This window comes from Streptomyces sp. NPDC051576, from assembly GCF_040681835.1.
In the GTDB taxonomy this organism is placed as follows: Bacteria; Actinomycetota; Actinomycetes; order Streptomycetales; family Streptomycetaceae; genus Streptomyces.
In genome coordinates this window covers 248729-274418 of the sequence record NZ_JBFAZO010000004.1, presented here as the reverse complement: position 1 = coordinate 274418, position 25690 = coordinate 248729, and the positions used below count along the sequence as shown (strand labels likewise).

The window sequence follows — 25690 nt, the reverse complement described above, 5'->3', positions numbered from 1 at the left end:
CAGGCGCGGTTGGCGGTACCGTGTCGCGCACAACACGCCCGGACCGGGAGCGCCACACAGCATGACTGAGCCTTTCCGGGGGGACACCCCCGGACCCCCTGAGCAAGACCGGCTGACGCACATCGACGACGCGGGCGCCGCCCGGATGGTCGACGTGTCCGGGAAGGACGTGACCGCGCGCACTGCCACCGCCAGCGGACGCGTCCTCGTCTCGCCCCGCGTGGTCGAACTGCTGCGCGGCGAGGGGGTCCCCAAGGGCGACGCCCTGGCCACCGCCCGCATCGCGGGGATCATGGGTGCCAAGCGCACCCCGGATCTGATCCCGCTCTGCCACCCGTTGTCGGTGTCGGGTGTGAAACTGGATCTGTCGGTCGCGGACGACGCCGTACGAATCCGCGCCACCGTGAAGACGACGGACCGCACGGGCGTCGAGATGGAGGCCCTCACCGCGGTCTCCGTCGCCGCGCTCACCGTGATCGACATGGTCAAGGCTGTCGACAAGGGAGCGGTCATCACGGACGTGAGGGTCGAGGAGAAGACGGGCGGCAAGTCGGGCGACTGGAGCCGGACATGACGTACCGCGCGCTGGTGCTCACCGCCTCCAACCGGGCCGCCGCCGGGGTCTACGAGGACAAGGGCGGCCCCTTGATCGCCGACGGCCTCAAGGGCTTCGGCTTCACTGTCGACGGGCCGCAGGTGGTCCCCGACGGTGACCCCGTAGAGGCCGCCTTGCGGGCCGCCGTGGCAGCCGGTTACGACGCCGTCGTCACCACCGGCGGCACCGGCGTCTCACCCACCGACCGCACCCCGGAGGCGACCCGTGCGGTGATCGACTACGAGGTGCCGGGCATCGCCGAGGCCATCCGGGCGTTCGGACGGGAGAAGGTGCCGACCGCGGCGCTCTCCCGGGGCCTGGCCGGAGTCGCCGGGCGCACACTGATCGTCAACCTGCCGGGTTCCACCGGCGGGGTGAAGGACGGCCTCGCCGTCCTGGAGCCCCTGCTGGCGCACGCCGTGGACCAGATCCGCGGCGGCGATCACCCCAGACCCGCCGACACCAGTGGGGGTGCGAGCTGAACAGCCCATCCTGGCCCGCCGTGCTGGTGGACGGCGACATCGTCCTGCGGCCGATAAAACTCCGTGACCAGCGGGCCTGGCGCGAGGTCAACCGGCGCAACCGGGACTGGCTGCGCCCCTGGGAGGCGACCATTCCGCCGCCCACGCCCAGCGGGCCGATCGCGCACCGGCCGACGTACCGGCAGATGGTCCGGCATCTGCGCTCCGAGGCCAACTCGGGCCGGATGCTGCCCTTCGTCATCGAATACCAGGGGCGCCTGGTCGGGCAGTTGACGGTCGCCGGGATCACCTGGGGTTCGATGTGCTCGGGCCATATCGGTTACTGGGTGGACGAGTCGGTGGCCGGGCGCGGAGTGATGCCGACGTCCGTGGCACTTGCGGTGGACCACTGTTTCCGGGCCATCGGACTGCACCGCATCGAGGTCTGCATTCGCCCGGAGAACGGCCCGAGCCGTCGGGTCGTCGAGAAACTCGGATTCCGTGAGGAGGGGCTCAGGCCCCGTTATCTCCACATCGACGGCGCCTGGCGCGACCATCTCGTCTTCGCGCTCACCGCGGAAGAGGTGCCCGAGGGGTTGCTGAGCCGCTGGCAGCGGGCACGCTCCCGGAGCACCCCGCACGACAATCCCGCATAGCACGGAAATGGAATAGATGTTCGAATGTGATCGGCGGATGACCGCCTTGGGGCGATGAATTCGCCAACTCGGCGGCCTGTTGATCGCATCGGTCACAAAAAAAGCTCGAAATATCAGCCAGATCGTGCGACACACCGGCTCAATTGGCAGATGGCCTCACGCAAACCCCTCTACCGTGTGAGGCGTGAGCAGCAGCGGCCTCATCTACGCAGTCATTGTCGGGGCCTGGGCCGCCTACTTGGTGCCGATGTGGCTCCGTAGGCAGGACGAGCTGAACGAGGCCCGTCCGACGGAACGCTTCAGCACCGCCATCCGGCTGCTGTCCGGACGGGCGGGAATGGAGCGCCGGTACGCCAAGGACCTGCGGGCGCGCTCCACCGAGGAGGGGGAGCCCAGCGCCGTCGTGCCGGACGCCGTCACCGACTCGGTGGACGTCCGGGCCTTCGCCATGCCCCCGGCCCGTCCCCAGGTGCACGCGCCGGTTCGTGAACCGGCGCGCGAACAAGCGGCCAAACCGGCAGCCCAGCAGACCCCTGTCCCTGCCCAAGCGCCCAAATCCGCACCCGCGCCCAAATCGTCCGCATCCGCGCCCAAGCCCGCGCCCGCACGCAAGCGCGTCCCCGGCGCACGACGCACCCCCGCCGAGGAAGCCGCCGCGGCGCGCGCCCGGCGTGTGAAGGTGCTCGCGCGCCGCCGGCGTACCACCGTGATGCTCTTCCTCGCCTTCACGCTCGGCGCGGTCGTCGCGGCGGTCGGTGGGCTCACCCTCCTGTGGGCGCCCGGCGTGCCGGCGGTACTGCTCAGCGGGTACATCGCCTACCTGCGTTCCCAGGAACGCCGCCGCTTCGCCTACCAGATGGACCGGCGCCAGGCAGAGGTCGCCGCGCAGCGACTGCGGGAGCGTCAGCCGCGCCGGCGTGCCTCCGTGGACGCCGGGATCGACGACGCCGACGAGGGACCCGACGCGGACACGGACCCCGGGATGTCCGCGCTCGCCGCAGACCGCCGTGCCCTCGTCGAACAGACCGACCACGCCGAGTGGGTCGACCAGCAGCGCGAGCGGCAGCACCGGCCGGGCCAGGGTGACAGTTGGGACCCGGTACCCGTACCCCTGCCGACGTACGTCACCGCACCGGTCGCGCCGCGCGCCACGTCCGACGTGGACCTCGGGGCGCCCGACGCGTGGAGCTCCGCGCGCTCCAGCGCGGTGGCCCCGGAGCAGGAGGCACAGCCGGTGGCCCACGACGAGGACGCGGAGGACCCGTCGGACGACAAACCGTCGGCGGACGGCCGCACCGACGCCCGCCGCGCCGCGTCCGCCCGCCGGGCCCGCGAGCGGGGCCGCACCCCCTTGTTCGACCAGTACGAGGACGGCGAACGGCCCCGCGCGGCCAACGAGTGACCAGGCAAGGAACGGATTTCCAAGCACCCTGAGGGGGATGCTAGAGTTTCACTCGTTGCAAGGGCCTGTGGCGCAGTCTGGTAGCGCACCTCGTTCGCATCGAGGGGGTCTGGGGTTCAAATCCCCACAGGTCCACCGCAGCGCCGTTCACGAGTTAGCTCGTAGGCGGTTCACGAAATCCCGTCCGACCACTCCGGTCGGACGGGATTTCTGTGTTTCTGGGCTGTCCGGGAGGCCTGCCCGCCGTGCCGCCGACCTGGATCCGCGTCGCTGACTCGCTGCTCATACTTCCTTCAACTCCAGTGCGTCCAGGACGGCTTGGGTGACCTCTTCGGGGGTACGCCCGTCGGTGGCTACGACGGCCTGTGCGACCTCGGCGTACAAGTGGCGCCTGGCTTCCATCAGTTCACGCCACTGCTTGCGCGGGTTGATGGCCAGCAGCGGGCGGGCCGCGTTGAGACCGGTGCGCTTGACCGCTTCGTCCACGTCCATCGAGAGGTAGACGACCCGCTGCCCGGCGAGCAGTGCGCGCGTGTCGGCGTCGAGGACCGAGCCGCCGCCGAGCGCGAGGACACCCTCGTGCCCGGCGAGCGCCTGGGCCACGGCGCGCTTCTCGATCGCCCGGAAGACGGGCTCGCCCTCGTCGACGAAGATCTCGGCGATGGTGCGGCCCTCGGCGGCCACGATGTCGTCGTCGGTGTCCCGGTAGCCGACACCGAGCCGCCCGGCCAGCTGCTGCCTGACCGTCGACTTGCCCACACCCATCGGACCGACCAGGACGACCAGCGGTGCGGTACTCATCGGATGACCAGGTTCTCAAGGTAGGAGCGGACGTTGCGGCGGGTCTCGGGCACCGAGTCGCCGCCGAACTTCTCCGCCACCGCATCCGCGAGAACGAGGGCGACCATCGCCTCGGCGACGATCCCGGCGGCCGGCACCGCGGACACGTCCGAACGCTGATGGTGGGCCTGTGTGGCCTCACCCGTCACCACGTCCACGGTCTGCAGGGCACGAGGCACGGTCGCGATCGGCTTCATCGCGGCCCGTACGCGCAGCAGTTCACCGGTGGACAGGCCGCCCTCGGTACCACCGGAGCGCCCGGACACGCGCCGGATGCCCTCGTCGGTCTTTACGATCTCGTCGTGCGCCTTGGAGCCCGGCACCCGGGCCAGCTCGAAACCGTCGCCGATCTCGACACCCTTGATCGCCTGGATACCCATGAGTGCTCCGGCGAGGCGGGCGTCCAGCTTGCGGTCCCAGTGCACGTGCGAGCCCAGGCCCACCGGTACACCGTAGGCGAGGACCTCCACCACGCCGCCGAGGGTGTCGCCGTCCTTGTGGGCCTGGTCGATCTCCGCGACCATCGCCTTCGAGGCGTCGGCGTCCAGGCAGCGCACCGGGTCGGCGTCCAGCTTGTCGACATCGGCGGGCGTGGGCAGGACACCCTGCGGCGCCTTCGCCGAGGCCAACTCCACGACGTGCGAGACGATCTCGATACCGGCCGTCTCCTTCAGATACGACCGCGCCACCGCACCCAGCGCCACCCGGGCCGCCGTCTCCCGCGCCGAGGCACGCTCCAGGATCGGACGGGCCTCCTCGAAACCGTACTTCTGCATCCCCGCCAGATCCGCGTGACCGGGACGCGGGCGGGTCAGCGGGGCGTTACGGGCCAGCCCGGCCAGGATCTCCGGATCGATCGGGTCGGCCGCCATCACCTGCTCCCACTTGGGCCACTCGGTATTGCCCACCATGATCGCGACCGGCGAACCGAGCGTGAGGCCGTGCCGGACACCACCGAGGAAGGTGACCTCGTCGCGCTCGAACCTCATCCGCGCACCGCGCCCATAACCCAGCCGCCGCCGCGCCAGATGATCCGCCACCATCTCCGTGGTGATCGGCACACCGGCGGGAAGCCCCTCCAGCGTCGCCACGAGTGCGGGACCGTGGGACTCCCCAGCGGTCAGCCAGCGCACCGTACTCACCCGCGGCCTCGGCGGCTGCGGACGGTGTCCGTGAGGAACTCGGCGACCAGGAAGGCGAGATCGAGGGACTGGCGGCGGTTGAGGCGGGGGTCGCAGGTGGACTCGTAGCGGGAGGAGAGGTCGGTGAAGGCGATCTCGTGGCCGCCGCCGACGCACTCGGTGACGTCGTTGCCGGTCAACTCCACGTGGATGCCGCCGGGGTGGGTGCCGAGCTCGCGGTGGACCTCGAAGAAGCCCCTGACCTCGTCGAGGATGTCGTCGAAGCGGCGGGTCTTGTGGCCGGAGGGGGCCTCGATGGTGTTGCCGTGCATCGGGTCGCAGATCCAGGCGACCTGGGCGCCGGAGGCGGTGACCTTCTCGATGAGCGGCGGCAGCGCCTCCCGGAGCTTGTTCTTGCCCATGCGGGTGATGAACGTGAGCCGGCCGGGGACGCGTTCGGGGTCGAGGTGGTCGATGAGTCGCAGGGCCGTGTCGGCGGCCGTGGTGGGGCCCAGTTTGACCGCGATCGGGTTGGCGATGCGGGAGAAGTACTCGACGTGGGCGCCGTCCAGGTCGCGGGTGCGTTCGCCGATCCACAGCAGGTGGCCGGAGGCGGCGTAGGGGAGCCCGGTGCGGTCGTCCTCGCGGGTCAGGGCGGACTCGTAGTCGAGCAGAAGTCCTTCGTGGGAGACGAAGAACTCCGCGCTGTCGAAGTCCTCGGGGCGACCGCCGGTGGCGCGCATGAAGTCGAGGGCGTGGTCGATGCGGTCGGCCAGCCGTTCGTACGTGGCCCGCAGGGGCGAGCTCGCGACGAAGTCCCGGTTCCACTCGTGTACTTGGCCGAGCCCCGCGTACCCGCCCGCCATGAACGCCCGGATCAGATTGAGGGTGTTGGCGGAGGACTGGTAGACCCGCAGCAGGCGTTCGGGGTCCGGGGTGCGGGACTCGGGGGTGAAGGCGAAGCCGTTGACCGCGTCACCGCGGTAGACGGGCAGGGTGACGCCGTCGCGGGTCTCGGTCGGCTGGGAGCGGGGCTTGGCGTACTGGCCCGCGAGCCGGCCCACCTTCACCACCGGCAGGGCGGCCGCGTAGGTGAGGACGGCGGACATCTGAAGCAGGGTGTTCAGCTTGCCGCGGACGGCGTCCTCGGTGACGCCCGCCAGGGTCTCGGCGCAGTCGCCGCCCTGGAGCAGGAACGCCTCGCCGCGGGCCACGTCGGCCAGCCGGTCGCGCAGCCGGGCGCATTCGCCCCCCAGCACCAGGGGCGGCAGCGCGGCGAGTTGACGGGTGACGTCGTCGAGCGTGGCCGCATCCGGCCATGGGGGCTGCTGGGCGGCCGGTCTGGCGCGCCAGGCGCTGAGGGGTGCAGAGGTGGGCGAAGTGCCGGGAAGAAGGGTGTCCACTGCCTCTCCTGACTGGCTGGTTCGGGCTGAGAGCCTGCGGTGAGCCGCCTGGCAGGACACCGTCGTCCGCAGGTGGGGAGGTGAGAATGGGTGAAGTGCAGGTGCGGGTACGGGAGTTCGCCCTCAGACCTTGGGCCTCAGGCCTCGGGCCTTGGGCATCACGCCTCAGGCCTCGGCCAGTTCCATCACGTACCGGCCGTAACTGGAGGACGCCGAGAGCTCCTTGCCGAGCAGGGCGAGCCGTTCCTTGTCGACGTATCCCATGCGGTAGGCGATCTCCTCCAGGCAGGAGATGCGGATGCCCTGGCGCTTCTCCAGCACCTGGACGAACATCGCGGCCTCCAGCAGGCTGTCGTGCGTGCCGGTGTCGAACCAGGCCGAGCCGCGGCCCAGGTTGACCAGGCGGGCCCGGCCCTCGCGCACATAGCTGAGGTTGAGGTCGGTGACCTCCAACTCGCCGCGCCGGGACGGGGTGAGCCCGGCGGCGCGTTCCGCGGCGGTGCCGTCGTACATGTAGAGGCCGGTGACGGCGAGGTTGGAGGTGGGGCGGGCCGGCTTCTCCACGAGGGTCATGATGGTGCCCGAGTCGTCGACCGTCGCCACGCCGTAGCGCTCGGGGTCGCTGACCGGGTAGCCGAACAGGGTGCAGCCGTCGAGGAGTTGGGACTCCCGGCGCAGCAGGTCGGGCAGCCGGTGCCCATAGAAGATGTTGTCGCCGAGGATGAGGCAGACCGGTTCCTCGCGGGCGAAGGAGCCGCCCAGGATGAGGGCTTCGGCGATGCCGCGGGGCTCGTCCTGGACGGCGTATCGCAGACGGATGCCCAGGCGGCTGCCGTCGCCGAGGAGCGAGCGGTAGGCGTCGAGGTGCTCGGGGCCGGAGATGAGGAGGATCTCGCGGATACCGGTGTGCATCAGGACGGACAGCGGGTAGTAGATCATCGGTTTGTCGTAGACGGGCAGCAACTGCTTGGAGTGCACGCTGGTCAGCGGGCGCAGCCGGGTTCCGGAACCGCCGGCGAGGATGATGCCGCGCATGGGGATGTCCTTCCGGGTTGTGGAGGGTGGGGGGTGTGCACGGGGCTCTGCCGGCGGGGTCCGGGCCGCTGGTCCGGCCTGCCGGGGTTCCGGTGAACGGGGGCTTCGCGCGGTGTGCAGGGGTGTTCCGGCGCCCGGCGAGCGGTCCCCGTGTGAGCTCGCGCTGGCCCCGTCGCCGCCGGGCCCGTCCAGCGGGCGGACGCCGGGAAGGTGACGCCGGGATCCGGGCCTCACGCGGCCGTCGCCGTCAGCGGCTCCCACCAGGCGGGGTTGTCCCGGTACCAGGCGATCGTCGCCGCGAGCCCCTGGACGAAGTCGACTTCGGGCCGGTAGCCGAGGGCGCGCAGCTTGGTGTCGTCGAGGGAGTAGCGGCGGTCGTGGCCCTTCCGGTCGGGCACCCGGCGCACGGACGACCAGTCGGCGCCGCACGTTTCGAGGATCAGCCCGGTCAGCCGACGGTTCGTCAACTCTGTGCCCCCGCCGATGTTGTAGACCTCCCCGGGCGCGCCCTTGGCGAGCACCAGGTCGATGCCGCGGCAGTGGTCGTCGACGTGCAGCCAGTCGCGGACGTTGAGCCCGTCGCCGTACAACGGGACCATGCCTCCGCGGGCGAGGGTGGTCACGAAGTGTGGGACGAGCTTCTCGGGGTGCTGGTAGGGGCCGTAGTTGTTGCTGCAGCGGGTGATGCCGACGTTCAGCCCGTGGGTGCGGGCGTAGGCGTGCACGAGCAGGTCGGCGCCCGCCTTGGCGGCGGCGTAGGGGGAGTTGGGGGACAGCGGCCAGTCCTCGGTCCAGGATCCCGCGTCGATGGAGCCGTACACCTCGTCCGTGGAGACGTGCACGAACCGGGGGACGCCGGTGTGCAGGGCGGCCTGGAGGAGGTTCTGGGTGCCGAGCACGTTGGTGGTGACGAACTCGGCGGAGCTGTGGATGGAGCGGTCGACATGGGTCTCGGCGGCGAAGTTGACGACCGCGTCCACGCCGGCGAGCAGCTCCGGGACCAGTACCGGGTCACCGATGTCGCCCTCGACGAAGCGCAGGGCCGGATGTGCGGAAACCGGGTCCAGATTGGCGGGATTTCCCGCATAGGTGAGCTTGTCGAGAACGGTGACCTGGTCGGCTGTGATGTCCGAATGGCCGTTCAGTAGGCGGCGCACGTAATTGCTGCCGATGAATCCGGCGCCGCCGGTGACTAAAATATGCATGGCGAAACGTCCTTCGGTGAAAAATACTGGCGGTTATTCCGAACCTGGACGTTCAAACATCGTAGAACATCGAACATTGTTGCGCAATGGGGTGATCGTGGGGAGTGGTGAGCTGGGCCTCGGCGTTCATTCGGGCGTAACTCATCTTGCGGTAATGGATTCCCCAAGAGCCCCACTTCAGCCGAACAAGCGGAACTTTACGTTCCGTTGGGCGCTGTTGAATGTGAATTCTGCGTTACCGAAAAACTCTGCCACGTCTTCCCTTGCGAGTTTCGGGAAGGGGTTGCGGACTTGAACGAAAGAGGCTTACTTTCCATGGCCATGGAGTATTTCGTGGAACATGGAACCGACCCCGTTTTATCCACGGTCGATCCCACCGCGCTCGTCGAGGCCGACACCGAGCTGATCGCCGGTACGACCGTCGGGCCCGGTGCCTGGATCCGGCACGGAACGGCGCTGCACGACTGTGCCGTCGAGGGCGGGGTCTTTGTCGGATTCCGCTGCAGGATCGGTTCCGCACGGATCGTCTCCGGCTGTCAGATCGCCTCCCTGGCCCGGATCGGCCGGCCCGGCGCCGCGCCCGTCCTGGTCGGGGCCGCCGCCTGGATCGGCGCCCGGGCTGTGGTCGAACCGGGCGTCAGGATCGGCCCCGGCGCGGTCGTGGCGGCTGGCGCGCACGTCACCGCCGACGTGCCGGAGGACATGATCGTGGTGGGCCGGCCGGCCCGGGTGCTGCGCCGACGCGAGGTGACCGAGGACGGTCTCCCCGAGTTCGGCGCCATCATCGGCCGGGTCCGGGCCCGCCTCGACTCCAACCGCAGGCCGCTGCCCACCGGTTGGGCCTGCGTCGGCGGTGTCCTCGACGCCGACCTGTCCGGCGGGCCTGACGTCCGCCTGGGTGCCGGAGTGATCGCCATGGGCCGGGCCGACGGCCCCTCGCCCCGCGGCGGACTGCGCTGCGGCCCTGGCGTGCGGATCGGCGACCGGGCCGTCCTGGAGGCCTCCGACGGCATCGACATCGGCGCCGAAGCCGAACTCGGCGCCGGCGTCCTCGTCGTCTCCAGCGGCCACGACCTCACCCGGCGCTCCCTGCCCTGGCAGGGCGGGCCGGTCTCCATCGGGGCGGGCGTCCGCATCGGCGCCGACGCCACCCTCGTCGGCCCCTGTGTCCTCGGCGACGGCGCCGAGGTGACCGAGGGGGCCGTCGTCGTCGGGAACGTCCCCGCCCGGCACACCACCTCCGGAGTCCTTGAGAGGAACCCGTCATGAGGATCGTCTTCGCCCCCGCCCCGACCGGTTCGGGGCACAACATGCGCTCCCTCGCCCTCGCCCGCGAGCTGCGCCGTCAGTCGCCGGACGCCGAAGTCACCGTCCTGCTCGGCTCGTTGCAGCCCACCTTCGGCCCGCTCTTCGACGCGGCCGGTGTCAAGGTCATCGACATCGCGGGCGACCACGTCGACCACGCGACCCGCTCCAACCTCACCCGCGAGCTGGGCTGGCAGACGTACATCAAGGACTATGCCGCCCCGGCCTTTGTCAACGGCGAGCGGGTGCTGGGCTATCTGTCCCACTACCAGGACCTCGCCCCCGACCTGGTGGTCAGCGACTACAACATCTCCGCCAGCATGGCCGCCGCCATCGCCGGTGTCCCGCACGCCCTGGTCACCGAGCGATACGACTTCACGCTCCTCCAGATCGACGACTCCACCCTGGAAGCGGGCGGCTTCAAGGTCGACCGCGAGGACCTCAGGCGCGGCCGCAACTCCCTGCACGCGGTCTTCGACTGGATCGTCTCCACCGCCGAGATCGTACTGACCGACAAGCCGTACGTCCCCGAGCTCGACGCCGGCACCTCGGTCGCCGCCGCCCTCGACGCCGGCCGGGCCGTCTTCACCGGGCCCATGATCCGCGAGATACCCGAGCGAGGCGACGGCGAGGACGTGCGCGCCTCCCTCGGTCTGGGCCCCGGGCCCGTGATGGTCGGCTCGGTCGGCGGTACCAGCATGTTCTGGGAGAACAAGCAGCGGGTCATCGAGTCGTACATCCTCGCCCACCGGCGTCTGAAGCACACCCACCCCGACCTTCAGCTCGTGCTGCTGGGCCGGGAATGGGTGGAGGCCCCGGACGACGTGGTGGTCCTCACCTACCTGCCCGACTGGATGCCGCTGCTCCAGGAGGCCGACGTACTGCTGTCGGCGCCGGGCTGGATCACCGTGACCGAGGTGGCCGCCCTTCGGGTGCCGACGGTGTTCGTGCTCAGCAGCCTGGCGGAGTACCACGAGGTCGAGGCCTCGGACCGGCTCGGTCGCCTCGGCTTCCCCTCCCTGATCGCCCCCGCGGTCGACCAACTCGCCGACGCGGTACGGCCGTTCATCGGAGCTCGGGGTGCCGGTCCAAGCCCGGCGCACCTCGCCATCGCCCCCGAGGGCTCGGGTACCGCGCGGGCCGCGGGGCTGCTCGCCGAGGCGGCCCGCGGTGCTCGCGGCGACCGCGCTTCGCGGGGTGCCGGGGCCCGAGGCGCAGCGGCCTCACGGGTCGAAGGGGCCACGCAGATCGAGGAAGTCCCGCATGCCGAGCCCCTGGGTGTCGACGGGGTCCCGCCGGCCGGCCGGCCCCCGCAGACCACCCCCCTCCGGGTAGAGGAGCCCGTCCGGTGAGCGAACTCCCGCACGGCGATGTCTCCTTGATCGCCGGAGCCACCCGGATGCTGCTCGCCGGGGACGGCTCGACCACCCTGCTCCTGGAGGCCCTCCTCGACACCCGGCTCACCGTGCACGTCGACCGTCAGGAGCGGGTCCCCGTACGGCAGTTGAGCGCGGTGGCCGTCTCCGCGCTCGGCCTCGCCGCCGACGGCACGGCGGTGCGGCGCAGTTCCGCCCTGCTCACCCCGGCCGCTGTCGTGGTCAGCCGCAACACCGTGGTCTTCACAGCCCCGCCGGCCGGCTGGTCCGGTTCCGCCGAGGACATGGCGCCGCTGGGCACGCGGTTGCGCGAAGGGCGTACCCGGCAGCACCGGGAGATCCTTTCCTCGGGGACCGCTCAGTGGCAGGAGGGCGCACGGGCACGCCCGTGCGCGTACAAGGAGTACGTCATCACCTGTGATGACGGCGCCCGGCTCTACGTCCACGAGCGCTTCAGTCCCGATCGCATCCGCCCGCTGCCTCACGCGCGGCGGCCCGGCCCACTGCCCCGCACCGGCTGAACCCTCCCTGGTCCAACGGCTTCCGCCCTGCTAGCATCCAGCATGTTCGATGTTTCACGAACAACGAATGTGCCGTGTGACGACGAGGAGTCCCCTGCATGAGCACCCCTCATTCCTTGCGCACCTTCGTCCTGGAACAGCTCCTGGACGCCGACGCCCGTGTCCCGGCCGTCGTCGGCCGCGACTCCGCCGACGTGATCACCCCCGACCGCACCCTGCGCGACGCGGCCCTCGCCCTCGTGGTGCTGCCCGGCCCCGACGACAGTGACCTCGCCGCCCGACTCCTTGCCGCCCTGCGGGAGTTCACCGACCCCGAGCACCCCGGCTTCCACGAACTCCTCGACGTCACCGGCGTACCGCACCCGGTCGGCGACGTCCGTACCCCCTCCTGGCAGGCCCTCGCCGCCTGGGCCCTGCACCGGGCGGGCACCCTGCTCTACGACGCCGCGCTCACCGCCGAGGCTCGCGACCACCTGAACCGCGTCACCGAGGCGGTCCGCGCCCACAGCCGGCCCGCCCGCCTCGACCGCTCCTGGTCCACCGTCCTGGACGGGGCGAGCCCGTTGGAGGAGACCGCGGTCCTGATCCTGGCCGCCGAGGCCGTGACTCCGGACCACTCGGCGTTCTTCGACGAGGCCGCCCGCCACCTGGAGCGGTACGTCCACGGTGACGGCGTCCTGGCCTGCCTCACCCCGCGCGGCGAACCGGACACCCTCCACGGCCACCGCACCCGGGCGAGCGCCCTGGCCGCCCTCGCCTGGACCGCACTGCACCGGCGCGGCCACGCCGACGCGGCCGACCGGGCCCGCCGGACCCTGCTGCACGTCCAGGCCCACCACGGCCACACCGGCGCCCGCGGCTACTGGGACCGGAGCGACGCCTCCTCCGTGGTCCGCGTCGACCCGATCGCCGCCCTGCACGGCCGGCCCGACTCGCCCTTCCCCGCCAAACTCGTCGCCGACCACGCCCTGCTCGTCCTGGCCGCCCGCCGTACCGCGGCGCTCGGCACCGGCGAGGGCTCCGGCGTCCCCCTCGACGACGACACCGCCGTACGCCTGAAAGCGCTGGCCGCGGACGCCGCCGCCGAGGTCGAGCGGTACACCGACGTCCGGGTCGGCGGGGTCTTCCAGGGCCAGGGCAGCTGGTTCTCCACCCCTGTCGACCCCACCGTCCCGCTGGCCCGGCACGTCATGGTCCCGCCGCGCAGTACCGGCTCGTTCGCCGTCGGCAACACCACCTACGTGCCCTTCCACGGCAAGCACGCCCACACCCAGCTCCTCACCCTGTGGGCGCTCGGCGACCGGTTACCGTCCACGCCCGCCGCGCCCGCGCTCGCCGAGCCGCCCGAACCGGAGCCGTTCGACAACGACCTGAGCCATGTCACCAGCGCACCCCTCTCCGACGGTCCGGTCGACTTCGCGGCCTATCTGCGCTGGCTCAGGTCCACCCGGTCCGGCCTCGGCTACGGACTGACCCCCTACCGCGCACCCCTCGGCCTGCGCTCGGACCGCACCGCGCAGACCTTCTCCGTGCTGCACGTCGTCTCCGACCTGCTGGCCCTCGGCGAAGAGGTGCCGGACGTGCCCGGCGTGCTCCGCGGTGTCTTCGCCACCCAGAACCCCGACGGCGGCTTCGGCGAGCAACCCTCCCTGCCGTCCGAGACGTTCACCACCTACTGCGCCGTCCTGACGGCCGTGGTTCTCGGCGGCGGGGACCATCCCGACTTCGACCGCGACGCCTGCGTGCGGTTCCTGAAGGACTGCCAGCGCCCCGAGGGCGGCTTCGGCAACGCGCCCGGATTCCCCTGCGACGCCTGGCACTCCCATCTCGCGACCCTCACCCTGGTCGCGCTCGACGCCCGGCCGGAGCGCCCCGACGACCTCGTGGCGTTCCTCCTGGCCTGCCAGAACCCCGACGGGGGCTACGGCAACCTGCCCGGCTCGCCCTCCGACACCTTCGCCACCTTCCGGGTGGTGGGCGCGTTGACCGCGCTCGGTCTGCGCCCGCCGCACGCCGAGCGGACGGTGGCGTGGCTGCACGGCCTCCAGACCGGGGCCGGCGGCTTCCGCTACCGGGACGACGCGGTGGAGAGCTTCGTCGGCTCCTACCACGCCATCGGGGCGCTCTACATGCTGGGCGCGCTCCATGAAGGCCCTGTCGACACCGACGCCTGCGTGCGGTGGATCGCGGTCCGGCAGAGCGCCGACGGCGGCTTCTCCCGGACACCCGGCGGGCCATCCGAAACCACCGACGAAGGGTTCATCGCGGTCCAGGCCCTTCACATGCTCGAAGGGAAACTGAACCGCTCCTGGGCGGTGATGATGACATGACCAGTGTCTCCTCCACTCCGGCCGCCGTCACCGAGACCGCGGGGCCCACGCCCCGCACTGTCTCCCTGCTGGCCTTCGCCACCATGTTCGTGATCGGCACGGACACCTTCCTCGTCGCTCCGCTGCTGCCCACCCTGGCCCACACCTTCGACGTCTCCGCCGACGTCTCCGGCTGGATGGTCAGCGCCTACGCCCTCGGCTACGCCCTGTTCGCCCTCGTCGCCGGACCGCTGTCCGACGGCCGGGACCGGCGCCGGGTGCTGCTCGGCGGACTCGTCGCCTTCACCGTGACGACCGCGCTGTGCGGCTTCGCCCAGGGCTTCTGGACGATGATCCTCTTCCGGTTCCTGGCCGGCGTGAGCGCTGCGTTCGTCTCGCCGCAGATCTGGGCCTCCATCCCGGTACTGGTCCGGCCGGAGCTGATCGTGCGAACCATGGGCTTCGCCACCGCCGGCCTGTCCATCGCGCAGTTCGCCGGCATCCCGCTGGGCAGCTGGCTCGCGGCCGTCTCCTGGCACCTGCCGTTCTGGGTGATCGGCAGCGTCTCAGCCCTGCTGTGGCTGCTGCTCGCTCGGTTCTTCCCGTCGGTGCCGGGCCGCCCCGGCACGGCGGGCTCGGGGGCGCGCCACATCCTGCACACCTACGGCACCGTCCTCGGCTCCGGCCGGCTGCGCTGGTACCTGCTCGGCTACCTGGTCTTCCAGACCGGCAACTTCGAGGCCATCTCCTTCTTCGGCTCCTGGTTCACCAAGGACTTCGCGCTGAGCGTCGGCTCCGTCGGCACCGCGATGATGGCCGTCGGCGCGGGCAACGTCGTCGGCTCTCTGTTCGGCAGCAGGCTCATCCAACGGCTGGGCCTGTACCGGTCGTTGCTCGCCGCCGTCCTGACCATGGGCGCCCTGTACTGTGTGGTGCCGCTCTCCCCGAACCTCGCCACCGCGCTCGTCCTGCTGGCTCTGGTGATGATGGTCGCCGGGTTCGTCTTCCCCGTGTTCATGAGCATCCTCCAGCAGGAGACCGAGACCGCCCGCGGCACCGTCTCCTCCCTGGCCAACGCGGCCATGTACGTCGGCACGACCATCGGCGGCGCGGTCGGCGGAGTCCTGCTCGCCAAGGCCGACGGATTCTGGGGCGTCGCCGCGTTCACTGTCGCCGCCTACCTGGTCTCGCTGGGCGTGTACACCGCGGCCGGGGCGTTCCGTCGGCAGGAGGCCACCGTATGAGCACGGCCGTCCTGTTCGACAGGTACGGCACTCCGGACGAGTTGTACGCCACCGATCTGCCGGTGCCCTCGGCCGGCCCCGGCGAGGTGGTGGTCCGCTACCAGGCGATCGGCGTGAACCCGATCGACTGGAAGATCCTGCGCGGTGACCTGAGGGCACGCGTCCCACTGGACATGCCGGGCGCCTGTCTGGGCGTCGAGGCGGCCGGCGTGGTCGTGGAAGTGGGCGCCGGCGTACGGCGGTTCAGGTCCGGCGACCGGGTGATTCGGCACGGGCGGCCCGGCACCTACCGGGTCCACGAAGTGGTCCCGGCGTCGCAGGAGGCCGACGAACTCACCGCCTGGCCCGACCGGTTCAGTGCCGAGCAGGCCGCGGTGCTGCCCGTGGCCGCCGGCACCGCGTACTCGGCGCTGCGCCAGGTGGGGCTGCGCGCGGGCGAACGGCTGCTGGTGCACGGGGCGTCCGGCGGGGTCGGCCTCGCTCTCGTCCAACTCGCCCTCCTCACCGGGGCGGCCGAGGTCGTCGGTACCGGTTCGGCCCGCCACCACGACCTGCTGCGCGGGCTCGGGGCCGTCCCCGTCGAGTACGGCGACGGGCAGCTCGAACGGCTCGCGGAACTGGGCCCGTTCGACGCGTCCGTCGACTGCGCGGGCGGCATCGAGGCCGCCGAGGCCACCGTAGGGCTGGTGCCCGACGCGGCCCGCCGCGTCACCATCGTCGCCGATACGGCCGTACAGGCGCTCGGCGTGCCCTATGTGGACCACGTCCCCCTCGAACTGGCCTCCACCCTCGACCTGATCGGCCACAGCCCCTTCGAACTGCCTGTCGCCGCCGGCCTTCCCCTCTCCAGCGCCGCCGAGGCGCTGGCGCTGGGGGAGAAGGGCGGGCTCGGCGGCAAGATCGTGCTCCTTCCCCCCGCCCACTGACCCCCACACTCTGAACAGGACGCGGAACATGACGTATCGCTATGACGCCGACCTCGTCGCGGCCGCCGGGAACTTCGGGGTCTTCGACCTGACCGACCCCCGGAAGACCCGTGCCTCGCTCATCGCGGCCAGTGTCGGCAAGCCCGCACCCGACACCACCGGAGTCGAGGTGACCGACCTGGAGGTGCCCGGTCCCCAGGACAATCCCGGGGTGCCGGTGCGGGTCTACCGGCCCGCGGACATGGCGGAGGACCTGCCGGCGGTCCTCAACATCCACGGCGGCGGGTTCGTCATCGGCCGGATCGAGGTCGACGACCACACCTGCCTGGACATCGCCCGCCGGGTGAACGCGGTCGTCGTCTCCGTCGGCTATCGGCTCGCACCCGAACACCCGTACCCGGCAGGGTTGGAGGACTGCTACGCGGCACTGGAGTGGCTGGCCGCGAACGCCGGAGAACTGCGGGTGGACGCCGCCCGGATCGCGGTGCACGGCATCAGCGCCGGCGGCGGACTGTCGGCAGGGGTGGCCCTGCTGGCCCGTGACCGGAGCGGTCCCGAACTCGCTTTCCAGTACCTCGACCTGCCCGAACTCGACGACCGGCGGGACACCCTGAGCATGGCCCGGTTCACCGACACACCCGGCTGGAACACCCCGAACGCCGAGATCAGCTGGCGGCACTACCTCGGCGAGCGGGCGGGCGGCGACGACGTACCCGTCTACGCGGCGCCCGGCCGGGCCAAGGACCTGTCGGGGCTGCCGCCGGCGTATGTGACGGCGCTGGAGTACGACCCCTGCCGGGACGAGGCGGTGGCCTATGCGGAGAACCTCTTCGCGGCGGGGGTACCGGTGGAGACGCACGTCTTCTCCGGCGCGTACCACCTGGCGTACCTGATGCCGACGGCGAAGGTGTCGCTCAGGAGGGCGGAGGAACGGATCACCGTGCTGCGGGCGGCGCTACGCGGGTGACCGGACGGAGCACCGGGAGATCGCTTCCAGTGCTCCAACCCATGTTCTATCATCGTGGAACCTTGAAAGAAGGTGCATCGGGCCGCACGGACGCAGATGAGGAGGGTGGTCATGCGCACGGGACTCTTCCACCCCGACCGGGACGAGATCTCCCTGGACCGGGTGCTGCACGCGCTGAGCGATCCGATCCGCCGGGACATCGCCCGGGTGCTGCACGAGGAGGGCTCGCGGGTCTGCGGGCAACTTGAGTACCCCATTGCGAAGTCCACGCTCTCCCACCATCTGAAGGTGCTCCGCGAGTCCGGCGTCATGCACACCGAGGTCCGCGGCACCACCCGCGTCATCACCCTCCGCCGCGACGACATCGACACCCGCTTCCCCGGCCTCCTGGACGCGGTCCAGGTGACAGCCCCGGCCGCCGCGCTCCTGCCCGCCTGACCGTCGAGCGGCCGAACCCGGTTCTCCTCGGCGCTCAGGTATGGCCGGCCCTACCCCCTGCGCCCATGTCCCCGCAACCGTCCCTCCTTCTACGGTGATCGGCATGCGAACCGTGTGGCAGGCCCTGGTGACGCGTCGGTTTCTGTGGTCGGTGTGGCCATGGCGGGCCGTGCTGTATCTCGGGAGCGGGGCGGTGGGCGGGGTCGTCGTGCTGGTGGTGCTGTCGGCCGGGGTGGTCGGTGGGGGTGTGCTGGCCGTCGTGCTCGTGGGGGTGCCGTTGCTCGTGCTCACCGCGCTCGCCGGGATACCCGTGGCCGTGGCCGAGCGGTACCGGCTGCGGCTCGTGGACCGGGAGCCGGTGCCGGGGCCGCACCGGGTGCCGGGCGAGCCGGGGTTGCGCGGCTGGCTGACGACACGCTTGCGGGAGCGGGCGACCTGGCGGGAGTTGGCGTACACGCTGCTGTTCGCACTGGTGCTGTGGCCGCTCGACGCGCTCGCGGTCGGACTCGGGCTCGGCGCCCCGCTGGCCGTGCTGGCCACGCCCGCGCTGATGGGGGACGGCGAGGTGAAGGTGCTCAAGGTGTGGACGGTCACCACCTGGCCGGCCGCAACCGGGGTCGCCCTGCTCGGGCTCGTGCTGCTGGCGCCCGGGCTCTACGCCCTCGGGGTCGTCGCCGGGGCGCGGGGCGCCCTGACGCGGCTGCTGCTGGGGCCCGATCGCGAGGAGTTGGGGCTTCGGGTGGTCGAACTCGCCCGCTCCCGCGGGCGGTTGGTGGACGCCTTCGAGGCCGAGCGGCGGCGGATCGAGCGCGATCTGCACGACGGCGCCCAGCAGCGGCTCGTCGCGCTCACCGTGACGCTCGGTCTGGCCCGGCTGGACGCCCCGCCCGGCCCCCTCGCCGACCAGCTCGCCAAGGCCCACGACGAGGCCGGGCGCGCACTCGCCGAGCTGCGCGAACTGATCCACGGCATCCACCCCCAAGTACTGGTCGACTACGGCCTCGAAGCCGCCGTCGCCGACGCGGCCGACCGGAGTGCCGTACCCGTGGATCTGGAAATGGAGCTGCCCGGGCGGCTTTCGCCCGCCGTCGAGGCCACCGCCTACTTCGTCGTCTGCGAGGCCCTCGCCAACGTCGACCGGCACAGCGGGGCCGCGCGGGCCGGGGTGCGGGGCGAACACCGGGACGGGCGGCTGGTGTTGGAGGTGCGGGACGACGGGTGCGGGGGCGCGGACGCCGGGCGGGGGAGCGGGCTGACCGGGCTCGGGGACCGGGTGTCAGTGCTGGATGGGAGACTTTCGGTGTCGAGCCCGGTGGGGGGTCCGACGGTCCTGCGCGTGGACATTCCCTGCGTGGCGGCCGAGGGGAGGGGGGACTGATGGCGCTGCGGGTCGTGCTGGCCGAGGACAGCGTGCTGCTGCGGGACGGGATCGTCGCGCTGCTCGCCCGGTTCGGGCACGAGGTGGTGGCTGCCGTAGGGGACGCGGACGCGCTGGTGGCCGCCGTCGCCGAGCACGTGCCCGACATCGTGGTGACGGATGTGCGGATGCCGCCCGGATTCCAGGACGAGGGACTGCACGCGGCCGTGCGGCTGCGGGCGGGGCGGCCCGGGCTGCCGGTGCTGGTGCTCAGCCAGTACGTGCAGCGCGCGTACGCGGCCGAGCTGCTCGACTCCGGTGACGGGACCGGCGTCGGCTATCTGCTCAAGGACCGGGTCGGCCAGGTCGAGGAGTTCGTGGACGCCCTGCGCGAGGTCGCGGCCGGCGGCACGGTCGTGGACCCGGAAGTCGTACGGCAGTTGCTGCGCCGGCGCCGTGATCCGCTGGCGCGGCTGACCCCGCGCGAGCGGGAGGTGCTGAGTCTGGTCGCCCAGGGCCGGTCGAACGGCGCGATAGCCCGCGAGCTGGTGGTCACCGAGGCCGCCGTCGGCAAGCACATAGGCAGCATCCTCGCCAAGCTGGACCTGCCGCCGGCCGACGACGTGCACCGCCGGGTGCTGGCCGTGCTCACCTACCTGAGGAGTTGAGCCGTACGCGCGGTCACAACGCCTTCGCGAAGCACCGGCTGTCCTCGTGGAAGCGGTAGTAGCCGAACCGCACGCAGGGCTCGTAGCCGCTGGACATGTAGAGGGCGATGGCCTCCGGCTGCTTGGTGCCCGTCTCCAGGACCATGCGGGTACGGCCGGCCGCGCGGGCGTCCGCCTCCAGGGCGGCCAGTATGCGGCGGGCGAGGCCCAGACCGCGTGCCCGCTCGACGACGTACATCCGCTTGAGTTCGGCGTCGCCGTCCTCGTTGCCCTCGCCGTTCGCGTCCTGGGCGCGCCAGCCGCCGGTGGCGACGGGGGCGTCCTGCTCGTCGTACGCGATCAGGTAGACCCCGTTCGGGGGTTGGAAGTCCGACGGTTCCAGGGTGGTGGCGTCGCCGCCGTCGCCGTAGCGGACGTGGTACTCCGCCTGGACCTGGTCGTTCAGCTTGACGGCGTCGGGGTGGTCGAACGGGACGGGTCGAATATTCACGCAGAGAAGCGTACTTCTATGCGGAAGGAGGGACCCAGGGCTCCGTCCAGAGTGCCGGTATCGTGCCGGAGTGCTCACTGTGACTACTGCCAATGTGAACGGACTGCGGGCCGCCGCGAAGAAGGGCTTCGTGGAGTGGCTCGCCGGGACCTCCGCCGATGTGCTCTGCCTCCAGGAGGTGCGAGCCGAGCCGCAGCAGTTGCCGGAGCAGGTCCGCGCCCCCGAGGGCTGGCATGTCGTGCACGCGCCGGCCGCCGCCAAGGGGCGCGCGGGCGTCTCCCTCTACACCCGCCGCGAGCCGGACCGCGTACAGATCGGCTTCGGGTCGGCCGAGTTCGACGGCAGCGGCCGGTACGTCGAGGCCGACCTGCCCGGTGTCACGGTCGCGAGCCTGTACCTGCCCTCCGGCGAGGTCGGCACCGAGCGGCAGGACGAGAAGGTCCGCTTCATGGGCGAGTTCCTCGCCCACCTGAAGGACCTGCGCGAACGGGCCGCCGCCGACGGCCGCGAGGTCCTCGTCTGCGGCGACTGGAACATCGCCCACCAGCCCGCCGACCTCAAGAACTGGCGGGCCAACCAGAAGAACTCCGGGTTCCTGCCGGAGGAGCGCGAGTGGCTCAGCGGTGTCCTCGCGGCTGGGAACGGCGGGTACGTCGACGTCGTACGGTCCCTGCATCCGGACGTGGACGGGCCGTACTCGTGGTGGTCCTACCGGGGGCGGGCCTTCGACAACGACAGCGGCTGGCGCATCGACTACCACGTGACGACGCCCGGGCTCGCCGCCAAGGCGGTCAAGGGGTACGTCGAGCGCGCCGCCACGCACGAGGAGCGCTGGTCGGACCACGCGCCGGTCACGGTGGTCTACGACCTCTGAGGCCCTTGGGCGCCCTGTTGCAGTCGCCGGTCCATCGCCAGCGACAGCTCCGCCTCCACCACGCTCTTCGCCAGTGGCCGCAGTCGTTGCAGATCCTCCGTGGTGCCGCCCCGCGTGAGCACCAGGTCGGCGAAGAGTTCCGCGAGGGACTCCGTGTGCTCGCGGACGCGGCGGCCCGCGCTGAGCACGTCGGCGAGCGGGATGCCCTCGCGCACCAGCGCGGCCGTGACGTCCAGGAGGCGGCGGCTGATGTGGACGATCTCGCCGCCGTCGGTGCCGAGGTAGCCGAGTTCGAGCGAGGCGGCGAAGTTCTCCGGGGTGGCCTGGTCGCCGAAGTAGTCGGCGAGGGCCTCCGGGGTGAGCCGGACCGGGGTCTCCTCGGTGGGCGCGCCGAGACCCAGCAGCTCGCCCACGTTGCGGCCGTGGTCGAAGGCCTCGGCCAGTTCCGCGATGCCGTTGAGGGTGTGGCCGCGTTCGAGCAGCGCCGAGATGGTGCGCAGCCGGGCCAGGTGGGTCTCGTCGTACCAGGCGATACGGCCCTCCCGGCGGGGCGGGTGGATGAGTTTGCGCTCGCGGTAGAAGCGCAGCGTGCGCACCGTGATGCCGGCCTCCTCGGCCAGCTCCTCCATGCGGTATTCGCGCTTCTCGGTGTTCTCCGCCACGCCCGCACCCTACGTCGTACTCCGGGTAACTTTCCTTGTCCCGCCCCCTACCCATGAGTACGGAGCTGCTCTACGCTCCGATTGCGCCAGTGTTCACTGGCGTGGTCGCATGGTCGTAGGGAAGGGCACGGGATGACCGAACACGAGCATGTGCGGGTGGCGGTGATCGGGTCCGGATTCGGTGGGCTGGGGGCCGCGGTGCGGCTGCGGCGCGAGGGCGTCACCGACTTCGTCGTCCTGGAGCGCGCCGACAGCGTGGGCGGGACCTGGCGGGACAACAGCTATCCGGGGTGCGCCTGCGACGTACCGTCCCATCTGTACTCGTTCTCCTTCGCGCCGAACGCCGACTGGCCGCGCACCTTCTCAGGGCAGGGGCACATCCGCGCCTATCTGGAGAACGTCGCGGACGTCTTCGGGCTCCGGCCGCACCTCCGCTTCAACTCCGAAGTGAAGATGATGACGTGGGACGCGGAGCGACTGCGCTGGGACATCGAGACCAGCAGCGGTTCGTACTCCGCCGACCTCGTCGTCTCCGCCACCGGGCCGCTGTCCGACCCCAGGATCCCGGACATCCCGGGGCTCGAATCCTTCCCCGGCAAGGTCTTCCACTCGGCCCGCTGGGACCACGACTACGACCTGCGCGGCAAGCGCGTCGCCATGGTCGGCACCGGCGCCTCCGCGATCCAGATCGTGCCGTCGATCCAGCCCGAGGTGGAGCGCCTCACCCTCTTCCAGCGCACCCCGCCCTGGGTCATGCCCCGCGTCGACCGCGCCATCAGCGGCGCCGAACGCGCCCTGCACCGCGCACTGCCCTTCACCACCCAGGCCCGCCGCGGACTCCTGTGGGGCCTCAGGGAGTTGCAGGTCCAGGCGTTCACCAAAAGGCCCAACGAGCTGGGCCTGGTGGAGCAGTTGGCCAAGCGGAACATGGCCCGCTCCATCAAGGACCCGGCGCTGCGCGCCAGACTCACCCCGGACTACCGCATCGGCTGCAAGCGCATCCTGCTCTCCAGCGCCTACTATCCCGCCCTCACCCAGCCCAATGTCGACGTCGTGACCAGCGGGTTGAGCGAAGTCCGCGGTTCTACGGTCGTCGCCGCCGACGGCAGTACGGCCGAGGTCGACGCGATCGTCTTCGGCACCGGCTTCCACGTCACGGACATGCCGATCGCCGACCGGGTCGTCGGCGCGGACGGCCGCACCCTGGCCGAGGCATGGAAGGACGGCATGCAGGCACTGCGCGGCGCCTCCGCCGCCGGATTCCCCAACTGGATGACCGTCATCGGGCCCAACACCGGCCTCGGGAACTCCTCGATGATCCTCATGATCGAGTCCCAGTTGAACTATCTCGCCGACTACGTACGGCAGTTGGACGTGCTGGGCGGACGCGTTGCCCTCGACGCCCGGCCCGCCGCCGTGAGCGCCTGGAACCGGCGGGTGCAGGAACGGATGAAGCGGACCGTGTGGAACACCGGCGGCTGCACCAGCTGGTACCTCGACGCGAACGGCCGCAACACCACCATCTGGCCCGGTACGACGACCGAGTTCAGGCGCGCGACCCGCCGCGTGGATCTCGCGGAGTACGAAGTCGTCCGAGCGCGGGCCGACAAGAAGACGGAGCAGGCGGAGAAGGCGGAGGTGGTGGACGCGTGAGCCGGCTCATGCACGTCTCGTCCGGGCCCTACGCCCCACCCGCCCCCACCCGTGAACTCACCGTCACCTCGGCCGACGGCTCCCGGCTGCACGTCGAGGTGCACGGCCCCGAGCACGCGCCCGCCGTCGTCCTCGCGCATGGCTGGTCCTGCTCAACTGCCTTCTGGGCGGCGCAGATCCGGGACCTGTCCGCCGACCACCGCGTCATCGCCTACGACCAACGGGGCCACGGGCGCAGCCCGGTGAGCGTCGCGCACAGCACCGACGCGCTCGCCGACGACCTGGAAGCCGTACTGGAGAAGGCGCTCGCGCCCGGCGAGAAGGCCGTGGTCGTGGGGCACTCCATGGGCGGGATGGCCGTGCTTGCGGCTGCCGGGCGGGCCCGGTTCCGGGAGCACGCGGTGGCCGTTCTGCTGTGCAGCACCGGGAGTTCGCGGCTGGTCGACGAGTCGCTCGTCGTGCCGTTGCGGGCCGGGCGGACGCGGACCTGGCTGACCCGGAAGGTCCTCGGGACCCGGGCGCCGCTCGGGCCGGTCACACCGGCCGCGCGGCGGATCCTCAAGTACGGGACGATGGGCCCCGGTTCGGCGCCGCACATGGTCGAGGCGTGCGCGCGGATCGTGCACGCGTGTCCGCGAGCGGTGCGGTACGCGTGGTCGCGGGTCCTCGACTCCCTCGATCTCGACCACGGCGTACGGGAGTTGGCGGTGCCCACCGCCGTCGTCGTCGGTACGGCGGACCGGATGACACCGCCGGTGCACGCGCGGGCGCTGGTCGCCGCGCTGCCGCAGTGCGTCGGAATCACCGAGCTGGCGGGGCTCGGCCACATGACGCCCGTCGAGGCGCCCGAGCTGGTCAGCGCGAAGATCCGCGAACTGGCCGTCACCTACCTGGAGTTCGACCAGGCCGAGCAGGTCAAGGAGGGCACATGAGCAGCAGGGTGAGCCTGGAGGGTCAGGTCGCGGTCGTGACCGGGGCCGCGCGGGGCGTCGGTGAACTGCTCGCCCGCAAGCTCTCCGCGCGCGGCGCCAAGGTGGCGCTGGTCGGCCTGGAGCCGGACGCGCTCAAGCAGGTCGCCGAGCGGCTGCACACCGACAGCGGCCACTGGTACGCCGACGTGACGGACCACGAGGCGATGGCGCGGGTCGCCGCCGAGGTCAAGGAGCGGTTCGGGAAGGTCGACATCGTCGTCGCCAACGCGGGCGTCGCCAACGGCGGGCCGTTCCTCGACTCCGACCCGGTGGCCTGGCGGCGGGTGATCGAGGTCAACCTCATCGGATCCGCCGTGACCGCGCGGGCGTTCCTGCCCGTACTGATGGAGAGCCGCGGCTATCTGCTGCAGATCGCCTCCCTCGCCGCGATCACACCCGCGCCGATGATGACCGCGTACTGCGCCTCCAAGTCCGGCGTCGAGGCGTACGCGCACAGCCTGCGCGCCGAGGTCGGCTACAAGGGCGTGCGCGTCGGCGTCGGCTATCTGTCGTGGACCGACACGGACATGGTGCGCGGGGCCGACCAGGACGAGGTCATGCGGGAGCTGCGACAGCGGTTGCCGTGGCCGGCCAACAAGACCTATCCGCTGGGCCCTGCCGTGGACCGGATCGTCGCCGGCATCGAGCGGCGGTCCAGTCATGTGTACGGACAGTGGTGGCTGCGGGGGACGCAGGGCGTGCGCGGGTATCTGCCGGGGATCATCGGGTCGGTGGGGCAGCGGGAGATGCGGCGGTTCGGATCCCGGTTGGAGGGGATGCGATCCGGGCTCGTCGGTGCAGGTGGGGCGGCTGATGAACAGGCGCGCGCTACGGACCGTAGTTGATCGAAATGCGAAGTGTGTCCGCCCGTGTGAATCTGGTCGAGGCCCGACCAAGGGCCAATCCCCTCCGTTTACGGGAGTGAACCCACATGGGTATGAAGGACCAGTTCCAGGACAAGGGCGAAGACCTCGCGAACAAGGCCAAGGAGAAGATGGGCCGGGAGCGTGGCCAGAGTCAGGGCCAGGGTCGCGAGGGTCGTGAGCAGGAGCGCGAGCGCGGTCAGCGGCGTGACGAGGACGTCGAGCGTACGTCCCGGGACGCGCAGGAGCAGCAGGACCGCATGGACCAGGACTACGACGTCTGACGTCTTTTCCTGAGCAAAGGGTGCCCCTGACGAGGGGCACCCTTTCTCATGTACCCGCGATCAT

The 25690-nt window shown here is 71.3% G+C and carries 26 protein-coding genes and 1 tRNA gene; 20 read left to right on the top strand and 7 right to left on the bottom strand.

Features of this window, described 5'->3' with window-relative positions; all coding sequences use genetic code 11:
* Positions 1 to 61: 61 nt before the first annotated feature.
* The 5 genes from moaC (at position 62) to AB0M63_RS14865 (ending at position 3249) form a co-directional block, all read left to right on the top strand.
* Entirely contained in the window at positions 62 to 574 is a 513-nt protein-coding gene (gene moaC, locus AB0M63_RS14885; RefSeq protein WP_355905325.1) for a cyclic pyranopterin monophosphate synthase MoaC, read from the top strand.
* Positions 571 to 1077, top strand: a complete 507-nt coding sequence (locus AB0M63_RS14880) for a MogA/MoaB family molybdenum cofactor biosynthesis protein (protein WP_355905323.1) — start codon at positions 571 to 573, stop codon at positions 1075 to 1077. Before moaC ends, AB0M63_RS14880 begins: the two co-directional genes overlap by 4 nt.
* A gap of 20 nt (positions 1078 to 1097) precedes the next feature.
* Positions 1098 to 1712, top strand: a complete 615-nt coding sequence (locus tag AB0M63_RS14875) for a GNAT family protein (protein ID WP_366019640.1) — start codon at positions 1098 to 1100, stop codon at positions 1710 to 1712.
* A gap of 184 nt (positions 1713 to 1896) precedes the next feature.
* The gene (glpR, locus tag AB0M63_RS14870) at positions 1897 to 3114 is read left to right on the top strand and encodes a gephyrin-like molybdotransferase receptor GlpR (RefSeq protein ID WP_366019639.1); all 1218 of its coding nucleotides are present in this window, start codon (positions 1897 to 1899) and stop codon (positions 3112 to 3114) included.
* A gap of 61 nt (positions 3115 to 3175) precedes the next feature.
* Positions 3176 to 3249: transfer RNA gene (locus tag AB0M63_RS14865), tRNA-Ala, on the top strand.
* Positions 3250 to 3396: 147 nt separating this feature from the next.
* Here AB0M63_RS14865 and AB0M63_RS14860 read toward each other — a convergent pair.
* The 5 genes from AB0M63_RS14860 to rfbB form a co-directional block, all read right to left on the bottom strand.
* A complete protein-coding gene (locus tag AB0M63_RS14860) occupies positions 3397 to 3915 on the bottom strand; it encodes a shikimate kinase (protein WP_366019638.1) in 519 nt (172 codons plus the stop codon).
* On the bottom strand, positions 3912 to 5096 hold the full coding sequence (aroC, locus tag AB0M63_RS14855; protein ID WP_366019637.1) for a chorismate synthase: 1185 nt from the start codon (positions 5094 to 5096) through the stop codon (positions 3912 to 3914). The genes AB0M63_RS14860 and aroC overlap by 4 nt, the downstream gene beginning before the upstream one ends.
* Positions 5093 to 6478 (bottom strand): class II 3-deoxy-7-phosphoheptulonate synthase, encoded by a 1386-nt coding sequence (locus AB0M63_RS14850; RefSeq protein WP_366019636.1) that lies wholly within the window; start codon positions 6476 to 6478, stop codon positions 5093 to 5095. The genes aroC and AB0M63_RS14850 overlap by 4 nt, the downstream gene beginning before the upstream one ends.
* A 165-nt stretch (positions 6479 to 6643) precedes the next feature.
* A complete protein-coding gene (gene rfbA, locus AB0M63_RS14845) occupies positions 6644 to 7513 on the bottom strand; it encodes a glucose-1-phosphate thymidylyltransferase RfbA (RefSeq protein WP_355908076.1) in 870 nt (289 codons plus the stop codon).
* A gap of 230 nt (positions 7514 to 7743) precedes the next feature.
* Positions 7744 to 8718: a dTDP-glucose 4,6-dehydratase gene (gene rfbB, locus AB0M63_RS14840; RefSeq protein WP_366019635.1), complete on the bottom strand. Its 975-nt coding sequence runs from the start codon at positions 8716 to 8718 to the stop codon at positions 7744 to 7746.
* A 333-nt stretch (positions 8719 to 9051) separates the two neighbouring features.
* Here rfbB and AB0M63_RS14835 point away from each other — a divergent pair, with 333 nt between their 5' ends.
* The 10 genes from AB0M63_RS14835 to AB0M63_RS14790 all read left to right on the top strand — a co-directional run bounded on the left by AB0M63_RS14835 (position 9052) and on the right by AB0M63_RS14790 (position 19829).
* Positions 9052 to 9987 carry a DapH/DapD/GlmU-related protein gene (locus AB0M63_RS14835; protein ID WP_355908082.1) on the top strand — a complete coding sequence of 312 codons (936 nt, stop codon included), beginning with the start codon at positions 9052 to 9054 and terminating at the stop codon, positions 9985 to 9987.
* The gene (locus AB0M63_RS14830) at positions 9984 to 11375 is read left to right on the top strand and encodes a hypothetical protein (RefSeq protein WP_366019634.1); all 1392 of its coding nucleotides are present in this window, start codon (positions 9984 to 9986) and stop codon (positions 11373 to 11375) included. Before AB0M63_RS14835 ends, AB0M63_RS14830 begins: the two co-directional genes overlap by 4 nt.
* Positions 11372 to 11920 carry a hypothetical protein gene (locus AB0M63_RS14825; protein WP_355908088.1) on the top strand — a complete coding sequence of 183 codons (549 nt, stop codon included), beginning with the start codon at positions 11372 to 11374 and terminating at the stop codon, positions 11918 to 11920. The genes AB0M63_RS14830 and AB0M63_RS14825 overlap by 4 nt, the downstream gene beginning before the upstream one ends.
* A 98-nt stretch (positions 11921 to 12018) precedes the next feature.
* Complete coding sequence (locus AB0M63_RS14820) at positions 12019 to 14250, top strand: prenyltransferase/squalene oxidase repeat-containing protein (protein WP_366019633.1); 2232 nt, start codon at positions 12019 to 12021, stop codon at positions 14248 to 14250.
* Positions 14247 to 15473: an MFS transporter gene (locus AB0M63_RS14815; protein WP_366019632.1), complete on the top strand. Its 1227-nt coding sequence runs from the start codon at positions 14247 to 14249 to the stop codon at positions 15471 to 15473. Before AB0M63_RS14820 ends, AB0M63_RS14815 begins: the two co-directional genes overlap by 4 nt.
* The gene (locus tag AB0M63_RS14810) at positions 15470 to 16399 is read left to right on the top strand and encodes an NADP-dependent oxidoreductase (protein WP_366019631.1); all 930 of its coding nucleotides are present in this window, start codon (positions 15470 to 15472) and stop codon (positions 16397 to 16399) included. Before AB0M63_RS14815 ends, AB0M63_RS14810 begins: the two co-directional genes overlap by 4 nt.
* Positions 16400 to 16427: 28 nt before the next feature.
* Positions 16428 to 17366 carry an alpha/beta hydrolase gene (locus AB0M63_RS14805; protein ID WP_366019630.1) on the top strand — a complete coding sequence of 313 codons (939 nt, stop codon included), beginning with the start codon at positions 16428 to 16430 and terminating at the stop codon, positions 17364 to 17366.
* A 111-nt stretch (positions 17367 to 17477) separates the two neighbouring features.
* A complete protein-coding gene (locus AB0M63_RS14800; protein WP_355908103.1) occupies positions 17478 to 17804 on the top strand; it encodes a helix-turn-helix domain-containing protein in 327 nt (108 codons plus the stop codon).
* A 103-nt stretch (positions 17805 to 17907) separates the two neighbouring features.
* Positions 17908 to 19182, top strand: a complete 1275-nt coding sequence (locus AB0M63_RS14795; protein ID WP_366019629.1) for a sensor domain-containing protein — start codon at positions 17908 to 17910, stop codon at positions 19180 to 19182.
* Positions 19182 to 19829, top strand: coding sequence for a response regulator transcription factor (locus AB0M63_RS14790; protein ID WP_366019627.1), 648 nt, complete (start codon positions 19182 to 19184; stop codon positions 19827 to 19829). Before AB0M63_RS14795 ends, AB0M63_RS14790 begins: the two co-directional genes overlap by 1 nt.
* 13 nt (positions 19830 to 19842) lie before the next feature.
* On the opposite strand, the gene AB0M63_RS14785 is transcribed toward AB0M63_RS14790, so the two are convergent.
* A complete protein-coding gene (locus AB0M63_RS14785; protein WP_355908112.1) occupies positions 19843 to 20319 on the bottom strand; it encodes a GNAT family N-acetyltransferase in 477 nt (158 codons plus the stop codon).
* 70 nt (positions 20320 to 20389) lie between these two features.
* Here AB0M63_RS14785 and AB0M63_RS14780 point away from each other — a divergent pair, with 70 nt between their 5' ends.
* Entirely contained in the window at positions 20390 to 21193 is an 804-nt protein-coding gene (locus AB0M63_RS14780) for an exodeoxyribonuclease III (RefSeq protein WP_366019626.1), read from the top strand.
* Here the strand turns inward: AB0M63_RS14780 and AB0M63_RS14775 are convergent.
* Positions 21181 to 21855 (bottom strand): MerR family transcriptional regulator, encoded by a 675-nt coding sequence (locus AB0M63_RS14775; protein WP_355908118.1) that lies wholly within the window; start codon positions 21853 to 21855, stop codon positions 21181 to 21183. The genes AB0M63_RS14780 and AB0M63_RS14775 overlap by 13 nt on opposite strands.
* A 132-nt stretch (positions 21856 to 21987) precedes the next feature.
* Here AB0M63_RS14775 and AB0M63_RS14770 point away from each other — a divergent pair, with 132 nt between their 5' ends.
* The 4 genes from AB0M63_RS14770 (at position 21988) to AB0M63_RS14755 (ending at position 25626) form a co-directional block, all read left to right on the top strand.
* A complete protein-coding gene (locus AB0M63_RS14770) occupies positions 21988 to 23508 on the top strand; it encodes an NAD(P)/FAD-dependent oxidoreductase (protein WP_366019625.1) in 1521 nt (506 codons plus the stop codon).
* Positions 23505 to 24440 (top strand): alpha/beta hydrolase, encoded by a 936-nt coding sequence (locus AB0M63_RS14765; protein WP_366019623.1) that lies wholly within the window; start codon positions 23505 to 23507, stop codon positions 24438 to 24440. The genes AB0M63_RS14770 and AB0M63_RS14765 overlap by 4 nt, the downstream gene beginning before the upstream one ends.
* On the top strand, positions 24437 to 25324 hold the full coding sequence (locus AB0M63_RS14760) for an SDR family oxidoreductase (protein WP_355908127.1): 888 nt from the start codon (positions 24437 to 24439) through the stop codon (positions 25322 to 25324). The genes AB0M63_RS14765 and AB0M63_RS14760 overlap by 4 nt, the downstream gene beginning before the upstream one ends.
* Positions 25325 to 25410: 86 nt before the next feature.
* Positions 25411 to 25626, top strand: coding sequence for a hypothetical protein (locus tag AB0M63_RS14755; RefSeq protein WP_355908130.1), 216 nt, complete (start codon positions 25411 to 25413; stop codon positions 25624 to 25626).
* Positions 25627 to 25690: the final 64 nt, after the last annotated feature.